Consider the following 10,103-nt stretch of genomic DNA (forward strand, 5'->3'; position numbering starts at 1 on the left):
GGCCGCCACCGCCACGGCCCCGCCCGATGCCGCCGGGCAGGACGCCCGAGCCCAGTCCCGGAGCGGTCGCGGTGCCCGCACCGGCCAGCCCGGTGCCGTAGTCGCCACCCGAGCCGACCGTGCCGGCGCCCGGGTAGCTGCCGGTGCCGGTCGACGGGGTGTAACCGCCGCCGGAGGAGAGATCTGGGTGGGTGCTCGACCCGATGCTCGGTCCGCCCGACCCGACGCCGGGCACCTTGCCCGCGCCGGTGGAGGGGCCGCCGCTCAGGCCGCCGGTGGAGGGCATGCCGCCGACCCCCGGCGCGCCGCCGCCACCACCGGTGCCGGGGCCACCACCCAGGTCGGGAATGTCCGTGCGCGGCGTGTAGAGGGAGCTCGGCCCGCCTCCGGCCGGCGATTCCAGCACCCGGTCCTGGTACTGGCCGTTGACCGCGTTGTAGACCTTGCGGGCCTCGCCCTCCTGGTCGTCGAACCAGCCCTGCACCCAGTCGCCCAGCTCGCCGACCTTCTCCATCGGCCAGCTGCCCATCAGGTCCGCCTTGACCCGGGTCTCGAAAAGCCCCACGCCGAGGACGACCTCGCCGTTGCGGGCGGCCAGCACGTCCCCGACGCAGGCGGACGGGATGGGCATCGAGCTCTGGGCCTCCTGGAGCTGCTTCGCGGCGGTCTCCAGATTGGTCACGATGCTCACCCGGTCCCGGCCGGGCTTCTCGGCCGCGTCCACCAAGCCGCCGGCCTGCTTCGCCAGCTCCTCGACGTGCGACTTGAACGCCTCGTACGCCGGGCCCTTCCAGACCGTGCCGAGGTCCTTGGCGTTCTGCTGAAGGCTCTCCTGGACCTGCCCGATGTTCTTGAGCAGTTCCTTCCAGCCGAGTGCCGCGCTCTCCACCTTGTCCGGGCGGCCCGCCACGAGCACCTCGCGGGCCATCTGCTCCCAGTCGGCCATCTCCCCGCTCCCCCGTTCTAGCCGCCGTTACGGGCGGCGTTGGCGAATGCCTGCTGCATCTCCTGCGCCGACATGGCGTTCGCGTGCTCGGCGTCCTCGTACTTCCGCTTCACCTCGCGCAGGGCCTCCGCGGCCGCCCAGAGCCCGTCCGAGAGCCTGCGCAGGCCCTGCTGGGTCGAGGAGAAGAGGGCATCGTGGTTCTTGGTCAGCTCCTGGGCGTTCGGGAACCCGCCCAGCGCGCCCTGGCCGTCCGTGGCCCGCTCGTTCGGGGCGAGCTCGTCCTTGATGGACGACATGTCGTAGGAGAGCCGGTGCACGTAGCTGGCGTGGGTCTCCAACCAGGTCACGGCCGAGTCGAGGCTGCCGGCGTCCCACTCCGTCTCCACGCCCCGCTCGCCGTCGCCGGCGACCAGCTTGCTCGGCGTGTGCGCCTGGTCGACACCGACCCGGTCGTAGTTGATGCCCCGGATGTCGCCGACGAACGGGGCGCCCGGGTTGATCGGCATGGGAACGTCGAACCGTTGCTCGATCCGGTCCGGATCCTCGCTGACGTTGTGGCTGATGTCCCAGCTCATTCCTGTCCTCCCCTGGCGGTGCTGTGGTGCCCGGCGTCAGCCCTGCTCCGCGCCGGGCGGCGGTGGCACCGGCTTGGCGGTGTCACCCGGCGGCGGAACGGGCCCCGACGGCGGTGCGTACGGATGCGGCGCCGTGGGCTGGCCCAGCGGCCGGGGCTGGTACGGGTGCTGCGGCGCCAGCCCGTGGCCGGTCGGGCCGAAGCCCGGCGGCTGACCGTTGCCCGGCGGTTGCGGGTAACCCGGCGGTGGTGGGTAGCCCGGTGGCTGAACCGGCCCGGGCGGCGGTGGGTACCCGGGCGGCGGTCCGAAGCCGGGCGGATGGTGACCCGGCGGCGGGCCGAACGGCGGCGGGCCGGGTGCCCGCGTCGCCGCCCGACGGCGCACGTTGCGCCGGGTGAGGAGCACCAGCAGCACGACGAGGGCCGCCACGACGAGCAGGCAGAATCCCGTCCCGGCGACCCGGCCCGCCCCCTTGGCCAGCCCGAAGGTGACCATCGGCTCGTCGTCGTTCCCGCCGCTGGTGCTGCTCGCGCTCGGCGTGGCAGCGGCGCCCTCGAGGAGTGGGTTGGCCGAGACCGGCGGCACCGAACGGGTCAGCGCCGCGAGCGGATCCACGACCCCGAACCCGAACTGCGGATCCCGCCCGGTCGGCCCGTCGTCCCGTGCGGTGCGGATCAGGCGGTTGACCACGTTGGGCGCGTCCAGGTCCGGATAGCGCGACCGGACCAGGGCGGCCACCCCGGAGATGATCGCGGTTGCAGAGCTGGTGCCGTCGGCCACCAGGTAACCGTTGGGAGAGACCGAGGGCGGTGCCGTAGTGATGATCCGCTCGCCAGGCGCGGCCAGGACCATCTCCGGGCCGGCCGCCGATCCGACCCAGGGACCGCCGGCGCGGTCCGTGCCGGCGACCGCGATCACGCCCGGGATGCTGGCGGGCGGCTGCACAGTGACCATGCCTTGCTCGACGTTGCCGGAGGCGGCGACGACGACGGCATCCTTGCTCAGCGCGTAACGCACCGCCTCGGCCAGCTCGCGGCGGCGCGAGTTGTCTGCCATTGAGACGTTGATGACGTCAGCACCGTGGTCAGCGGCCCAGCGGATGCCGCCGGCGATGTCAGCGTTGCGGGTGTCTGTTCCGATGCCGACCGGCAGGATTCTGGCGTCCGGCGCGATCCCCAGCTCGTGCATCACGCCACCGCCGCGTCCCGCGATGATCCCGGCCATGCCCGTGCCGTGGCCCTTCTCCGCGTCCGGGTCGCTGCGGCCGTCGGCGGCCACGTCGGCGCTGAACCCCTTGCCGCGCAGGACCTGACCCTTGAGGTCGGGGTGGCCGACGTAGACGCCGGAGTCGACCACGGCGACCACCACACCCTTGCCACGGGAGACCTTCTGCGCCTGCGGGATCTTCAGCGGCTCGAGGTACCACTGAAGGCCGCGTACGGTGTCGGCGGCGTGTGCCGGGACGGACCCGACCACCAGACCGGAGCCGGCCGCGACGACCAGCGCCAGTACGGCGGCGGCGGAACTGAGCAACGGCCGACGGTGCTTCGCCGTACGCATGGCACTCCCCAGGACCTCAGTCGACTCGTAACGCGTTGCGGCTCCGGTCCGGTCGAGCCGGACCGGAGCCGCGAACGGGCGGTTATCTCACTGCCAGACCTTGGAGTTGCTCATCTCCGTGGAGACGTAGTTCTCCCGCGCGATGCCGACGGCCGCGCCGATGTCGTTGAGGACCTTGTTGATGTCCCGCACGGCGGCGTCCCACTGGGCCTGGTGCTGCTCGTAGGCGGCCCGGTCCTGGCCCTCCCACTCGAGCTTGGTCAGCATCGACCGCAGCGTGTCCAGCTTCTCGTCGATGGTCCGCGAGATGGACTGCATCTGCTGGTTGCTGCTCTCGAGGACTGCGTAGTCAACCTTGATGCTCACGATTTCCTCCTCTGCTCGTCAGCGCGGATCACGGGTTGAGAGCAGAGTGGAACTTGTCCAGCATCTGCTGCTGCTCTTCGTCGTTGACCTGGTGCGTCGTACCCGACTTGTCGAGCAGGTCGGCGATGTTGTCCATCGCCGTCAGCAGCTTGACGGTGTCCTCGTTCCAGCGCTGCATGAGCTGCTGGAAGCCCGTGGACGCCTGCCCCTTCCAGGCGATGGCCAGGTCGTCGACAACGTTCCACAGCTTCTTCAGCTCGCCGTCGACCTCGCTGCGCGTGGACCGCACGTCACTCGCGGCGGTATGCAGAGTCGCAGCTTCGACCTCGAACGCCATGCTTCACACCCTTCCGTCATCTTCGTGGCGGCGGATCTGCCGCGCCCTCCCCCGCGGCAAGGCAACCAACCCCACCAACGGACATCCTCGCTGAGACCGTAACCCACGGCGGCAAGCCATGACAGCCCGCCAAAAGCGGCAAACGTCATATGTCCTCAGTGGAGTTCACGACACTTTCGGACGGACCCATGATCCATAGAGGACGACAGAATTTGCTTGCGGTTACAACGGTTCCGACCAAGCGGTCTGGATCAGCTGCTGACCGTCCCGGCGACGCACCAGGGTCCCCCGGCCAGGCGGCTGCGGGCTCGGCCGCAGCGTGCCGAAGACCGCGCCCTCCTCCCGGTTGCCCGACATCAGCAGCCCCGGCGAGTCCAGCTCGCGCAGGCGTTGCAGCACCGGCTCGTAGAGCGCCCGGGCCACCCCGCCCACCCGGCGGGTGACGATCAGGTGCAGGCCGATGTCGCGGGCCTGCGGCAGCAGCTCGTGCAGGGCGCTGAGCGGGTTGCTGCCGCCGGAGGCGACCAGGTCGTAGTCGTCCACCAGGATGTAGAGGTCCGGCCCCTTCCACCAGCTCCGGTCCCGCAACTGGGCGGTGGTCACGTCCGGCCCGGGCAGGCGCTTCTGCAGCGCGCTGCGGATCGACCCGAGCCCCTGGCTGAACACCTGGTTGGACGGCGCGTAGTCGAGCAGGTGGTCGCCCTCCACCGCACCGAGCAGACCACGCCGGTAGTCGGCGATCACCAGCCGGGCCTCGGCCGGGGTGTACCGCTCGGCGATACCCCGGGCGATGAGTCGCAGCAGGTTGGTCTTGCCGCACTCGGCGTCGCCGAAGACCGTCAGGTGCGGCTCGTTCGCCAGGTCCAGGTAGACCGGCGCGAGCGCCGACTCGTTGACCCCGATCGGCAGGCCCGGCGCCGACCGGTCGACCACCTTGGCCAGCTCGGCGACCGGCAGCCGGCGCGGCAGCAGCCGTACCTTCGGGGCCGGGCTGCCCGGCCAGTTCGCCGCCACGTGCCCGGCCAGGGCGACCGACGCCTCGGTCAGGTCGTCGATGTCGCGCTTGCCGTCGATCCGCGACACCGCGGTGAGGAAGTGCAGCTTGTCGCGGGTCAGGCCACGACCGGGCGCGCCGACCGGGACGTTCTGCGCGGCCCGCCGGTCGATCTCCGACTCGGCCGCGTCGCCGAGCCGCAGCTCCAGCTTCGTGCCGAGCAGATCCCGCATGTTGATCCGGATCTCCGCCCACCGCACGGCCGTGATCACCACATGTACGCCGAAACCCAGTCCCCGGTTGGCCAGGTTGGTGATGGTCTGTTCCAGCTCCTCGTACTCCTGGCGGAGCGTGTTCCAGCCGTCGACCACCAGAAAGACGTCGCCGAACGGGTCGTCGGCGAACTCCCCGGCCGCCCGGCGCCGCCGGTAGCTGGCCACCGAGTCGATGCCGTGCTGGGCGAAGCGGATCTCCCGGTCGTCGATGACGGCGACCACCTCGGCCACCGTCCGGCGGACCGCCTCGGTGTCCCGCCGGCCGGCCACCCCGGACGTGTGCGGCAGCCCCTCCAGGCTGCGCAGCGCCCCACCACCGAAGTCCAGGCAGAAGAACTGCACCTCGCGAGGGGTGTGGGTGAGCGCCAACGAGGCGATCATCGAGCGGAGCATGGTGCTCTTGCCGCTCAGCGAGGCGCCGACGATCACCACGTTGCCGCCCGCGCCGGCCAGGTCGACCATCATCGGGTCGCGCCGCTGCTCGTACGGGCGGTCGACGACACCGACCGGCACGGCGAGGCGGCCCCGGCCCGGCCAGTTCGCGGTGCAGAGCCCGAAGGTCGGGTGCACGCTCAGCGGCGGCAGCAGCTCGCCCAGGCTCGGCGGCTCGGCCAGCGGCGGCAGCCACACCTGGTGCGCCGGCCGCCCGCGGCCCTTGAGCCGGTCGATCAGCACGTCCAGCATGGCGACCGCCTTGCCGTCGGCCTGCTGCTCCGGCTCGGGGGCCGCCTCCACCTGCGTCTGGGCCACCGGCACCGACACGAAGTCCAGCCCGTACGGCACGATCCGGCGCTGCACCTGCGCCCGGGTGGACCGCTGCACCTGCCCCGGCGCCCGGTACGGCCCGGAGACGTACGCGGCCCGGAACCGCAGCATCGTGCTGGTGTCCGTCTTCAGGTAACCGTGGCCGGGCGCGTTCGGCAGCTCGTACGCGTCCGGCACGCCGAGCACGATCCGGCTCTCCACCGCGGAGAAGGTCCGCAGGCCGATCCGGTACGACAGGTGCGTGTCCAGGCCGCGCAGCTTTCCCTCCTCCAGTCGCTGGGAGGCGAGGAGCAGGTGCACGCCGAGCGACCGGCCGAGCCGACCGATCATCACGAAGAGGTCGATGAAGTCCGGCTTCGCGGCGAGCAGCTCGCTGAACTCGTCGCAGATGATGAGCAGGCTGGGCATCGGCTCCAACTGTTCGCCGGCCGCCCGGGCCTTCTCGTAGTCGTACCGGGAGACGTAGTTGCCGGCCGCCCGGAGCACCTCCTGCCGGCGGTTCATCTCACCGGCCAGGGCGTCCCGCATCCGGTCGACCAGCGGCAGCTCGTCGGAGAGGTTGGTGATCACCGCGCTGGTGTGCGGCAGCGCGTCCAGCGAGGCGAAGGTGGCGCCGCCCTTGAAGTCGACCAGGACGAAGTTGAGCTCCTCCGAGGAGTGCGTCACGGCCAGCGCCGCGACCACCGTACGCAGCAGCTCGCTCTTGCCGGAACCGGTCGCGCCGATGACCAGGCCGTGCGGGCCCATGCCCTCGTGAGCGGACTCCTTGAAGTCCAGCTCGACCACGTTGCCGTCCGGGCCGACGCCGAGCGGGATCCGCAACCGGTCCCGGTGGCTGCGCGGCCGCCAGCTCTGCTGCACGTCCACCGCCGCGGCGTCGCCGACGCCGAGCAGGTCCGGCAGCTCCGTGCTGCGGGCCAGCGGCTCCTCACTGCTCGCCTGCTGCTGGGAGAGCCGGTAGGGGGCGATCTGCCGAGCCAGGCCCTCGGCGGCGGTCTCACTCAGCCGGTCCGGCCGGCCGAGGCGGGACGACGAGCTGCCCCGGACCAGGTCCAGCGCGCTGCCGTTCCCCGCGTCGAGGCAGAGCAGCCAGCGACCGGCGTCCCGGGGCACGGTGCCGGAGAGGTCGACGACGGTGGCCCCGAGCAGGCCCGGGCCCATCAGCGCACAGGTCGGCGAGACCTCAGCGCCGTCGAGCAGGACCACGACGTGCGGGGCGGTGGTCAGCGGCTTCGCCTCCGGCGCGAACCGGGGCCGCCCGGCCAGCTCGTTGGCGAGCGCCTCCTCGGCCTCGGCGAGGCTGGCGAAGACGAGCCGGCGCGCACCCGCCGCGTCGGTACGCACGCCGTGCTGGGCGTGCGGCAGCCACTTCACCCAGTTCCAGACCGGCTGCCGGTCCGGCGCCGCCACCACCGCGACGATCAGGTCGTCCGGGGCGTGGAAGGTGACCAGCTGGCCCAGGGCGGCCCGGGCCAGGTCGAGCACCGGCTCCCGGTCGCCACGCAGCACGATCCGGCTGAACGCCCGCAGCGAGAGCGCGGTGGGCAGGTCCGGCACGGTGGAGTGGGCGCGGACGAAGCGGCGCAGCGCGATCGCGCTCATCGGCTCCAGGTCCTCCACCGGCTTGGTCTCCGGCGGGACGATCTCCACCGCCAGCCGCTGCGGACCGAGGGCGATCCGGGCCTCGCCGAAGTCGTCCTCGGTGATCCGCCGCTCCCAGAGCCGCCGGGACGCCGCGATCGACCAGAGCGCATCCGACTCCGGGTGCCGCCAGGTCATCGCCGCGCGCTGCTGCTCCGCCGCGCGCCGGGTCCGCTTGCGCACCTGGGCGAGGTACCGCATGTAGTCGCGCCGGTCGGCGTTCAGCTCGGCCTTGTCCTGTCCGCCGTTGCCGAGCGTGCCGACCGCCATGCCTAACATGGACACCCCGAAGAGGCCCCCGGCGACGTACGTCATCATGCCGCCGCCCTTGCCGGCGTACAGGAACGCCATCGCGCCGACACCGCACAGCGTCGGCAGCACCATCAGGAGCTGGCCCATCCCGCGCGGCTGCGGCTCGGGCAGCTCCGGCGGGGACTCCAGCAGCACCTCGCCGCGCGGCAGTGCGGGTCCCGGTTGACGCGGAAGCCGGCGGAACACCACCGTGCTCACGGTTGCCTCCTGCTTCCTAGGGTGCTCATTGCTGAGCGGTTCGGATGGTTCGCTCTCCGCTCGGCGGTGGCCGGGCTGGAGTCCTGGACCGGCAGTCTGGTCCGATGGCGATCGGTCCTATCCCGCAGGATCTGCTTCACCCTGTGATGCGGGGTGTGCAGGGCGATGTCGGGGTCGCCTGCTCGGTGCAGGATGTTGATCGCAGCGTTCACGTCGGCCTGCCACACCACCCCGCACGAGGTGCAGTGAAGCCGGTCCCCGTTGCGTCGGCCGAGCCGACCGCAGCGGTGACAGGCTTGTGAGGTGTAGGCGGCGTTGACGTGCACGAGCGCAGAACCTCTGCGCTCCGACACGTTTCTTAGTGCCTCGGCGGTGACCCCTTTGGTCCAGCCGGCGAGGCGCCGATTCATGTTCTTGCCGAGCGTCTTGCGTCCGGCGAAGCTTCTGGTGAGGTCTTCGGCGACCACGGTGGCGGCCTTGTCGACAACCCGGTGCACGGCGGTGAAGATCTCCGTGCGCACCGTGGCGCGGTGGCGGGCGGCCTGCCGGTCCCGCTTGACCGTGCCGAGGTTGTTTGCCTTGATCCGGTGCGCTTTCGCGTGGTCACCGCGGCCGGCGGCGGTGTTCGCTATCGAGCGCAGCTTCGCCCGACGCCGGTTGCGTTCCTTCAACCGATCCGACTCGCTGGACAGTAACTGGCCGAGGCGGCTGCCGTGGTGGCCGCCGTCGGAGTCGATCAGGGCTTCGGTGTAGCCCTTGTCCACGCCGATCGTCCGATCACCGCAGGGCCGCTGCGACGACCGCATCTGCGACGCGTCGATCTGGTAGTGCACCTCGACCCGGCCACCGCGCAGGATCAGCCGAAGCGTGCCGGCCGGGGCCACGGTCGTGGACAGCGGGATTCTGACCATCCTGCGCCGTTCGAGACCGGGAACCGCCAGCCACAACCGGCCGCGTCCGTCAGCGACGATGTTGTGCTTGTCGGAGCGCACGACGATCTGATCGTGCGTACGATTCCTGCCGCGCTTCCAATGCTTGCGCATCTGCCGAGCCAGGAACGGGTCACCAGCCCACCGGTCGGCCTTCAACGCGGTCAGCATCCGCCTGCGCTCGGCCGGATCACCCCTGCGCCGGAAGATCGCCCGACGCACCTCGACCTTGGCCGACGCCAGGTTCCCCGCGATATCAGCCATAGCATCGCGGACGGTTTCCTTCCAGGCATTCGCCAGCACACCGAACCGCACGTGCGTGCCGTCGGCCAACCACCGGTCCCGCACCTGCCGGTCCCTCAGGCCGGACCCGACCCCACTGGTCGAGCCGTATCGCTGCCACACCTCGCTGCGAACGCGACCCAGGCGGCGGGCCTGCTCCAGCAACGCCGCATACTTGCCTGGGTTCAGGCGAACGGAGTAGGCGACCCGGGTGACGCTCGCTGGTCGCTTCCCGTGCTCATCGCTGCGGCCCACGAGGCCAGGTCGCCCTTCAGTCCAGGCGACGAAACCCGGCAGTACACCACGCCCTTTCGGAGACAACTAGTCACTCCCCTCGAGCGGCTCTGCCGCGTGCGCGACCGACCGGAGTCGTCGGGTGGGCATCCTATGCGCCCGCCATCGTAGGTAATCTCCCGTGGGCGTCGTGGACCCACGGGGGCGACGCCACCGTCCGAGATGGACCGCAGGCGAGCACGAGGAGGCCACAGTGGCGACGAAGACGGCGACCGGCGGGCTGAGCCGGATCACCATCGTGGCGCCACGGACCAGGATGGACCTCGCCCTGCCCTCCGACGTACCGCTGGCCGACCTGCTTCCCACCCTGCTCCGGTACGCCGGCGAGGACCTGGCCGACGAGGGCGTCCGGCACGGCGGGTGGAGCCTGTCCCGGCTCGGCGGGCAGCCGCTCGACGGTGGTCGTACCGCCGCGCAGCTCGGCGTCCGCGACGGCGAGGTGCTCTACTTCAATCCGCGGGTCTCGGCCGCGCCCGAGATCGTCTTCGACGACGTGGTCGACGCGGTGGCCACCGCCACCAACCAGCGGCCCGGCACCTGGCAGGTCGGTACCACGCGGGCGTTCGCCGTGCTCTTCGCCGGCGCCGCCCTCGCGGCCGGCGCCGCGGCGGCGCTGCTCGCCGGGCCGC

General features: G+C 71.6%; 8 protein-coding genes. 1 reads left to right on the top strand and 7 read right to left on the bottom strand.

What is annotated here, in order from left to right; all coding sequences use genetic code 11:
* The 7 genes from DKL51_RS12330 to DKL51_RS12360 form a co-directional block, all read right to left on the bottom strand.
* Positions 1–946, bottom strand: a 946-nt coding sequence (locus DKL51_RS12330) for a WXG100 family type VII secretion target (protein WP_148097773.1), incomplete at its 3' end; no start/stop codon positions are given.
* 17 nt (positions 947–963) lie between these two features.
* Entirely contained in the window at positions 964–1,521 is a 558-nt protein-coding gene (locus DKL51_RS12335) for a hypothetical protein (protein ID WP_109945131.1), read from the bottom strand.
* 36 nt (positions 1,522–1,557) lie between these two features.
* Positions 1,558–3,054, bottom strand: coding sequence for a S8 family serine peptidase (locus DKL51_RS34895; RefSeq protein WP_165823127.1), 1,497 nt, complete (start codon positions 3,052–3,054; stop codon positions 1,558–1,560).
* Positions 3,055–3,168: 114 nt separating this feature from the next.
* Positions 3,169–3,447: a WXG100 family type VII secretion target gene (locus DKL51_RS12345; RefSeq protein ID WP_109945129.1), complete on the bottom strand. Its 279-nt coding sequence runs from the start codon at positions 3,445–3,447 to the stop codon at positions 3,169–3,171.
* A gap of 28 nt (positions 3,448–3,475) precedes the next feature.
* The gene (locus tag DKL51_RS12350; protein ID WP_109945128.1) at positions 3,476–3,784 is read right to left on the bottom strand and encodes a WXG100 family type VII secretion target; all 309 of its coding nucleotides are present in this window, start codon (positions 3,782–3,784) and stop codon (positions 3,476–3,478) included.
* A gap of 222 nt (positions 3,785–4,006) precedes the next feature.
* On the bottom strand, positions 4,007–7,969 hold the full coding sequence (gene eccCa, locus DKL51_RS12355; protein WP_109945127.1) for a type VII secretion protein EccCa: 3,963 nt from the start codon (positions 7,967–7,969) through the stop codon (positions 4,007–4,009).
* Complete coding sequence (locus DKL51_RS12360; RefSeq protein ID WP_221623164.1) at positions 7,966–9,231, bottom strand: RNA-guided endonuclease TnpB family protein; 1,266 nt, start codon at positions 9,229–9,231, stop codon at positions 7,966–7,968. Before DKL51_RS12360 ends, eccCa begins: the two co-directional genes overlap by 4 nt.
* A gap of 436 nt (positions 9,232–9,667) precedes the next feature.
* Here DKL51_RS12360 and eccD point away from each other — a divergent pair.
* On the top strand, positions 9,668–10,103 hold a 436-nt coding region (gene eccD, locus DKL51_RS12365), incomplete at its 3' end, for a type VII secretion integral membrane protein EccD (RefSeq protein ID WP_124812060.1).

It is taken from the genome of Micromonospora globispora, from assembly GCF_003857015.1.
Classification (GTDB): domain Bacteria; phylum Actinomycetota; class Actinomycetes; order Mycobacteriales; family Micromonosporaceae; genus Micromonospora; species Micromonospora globispora.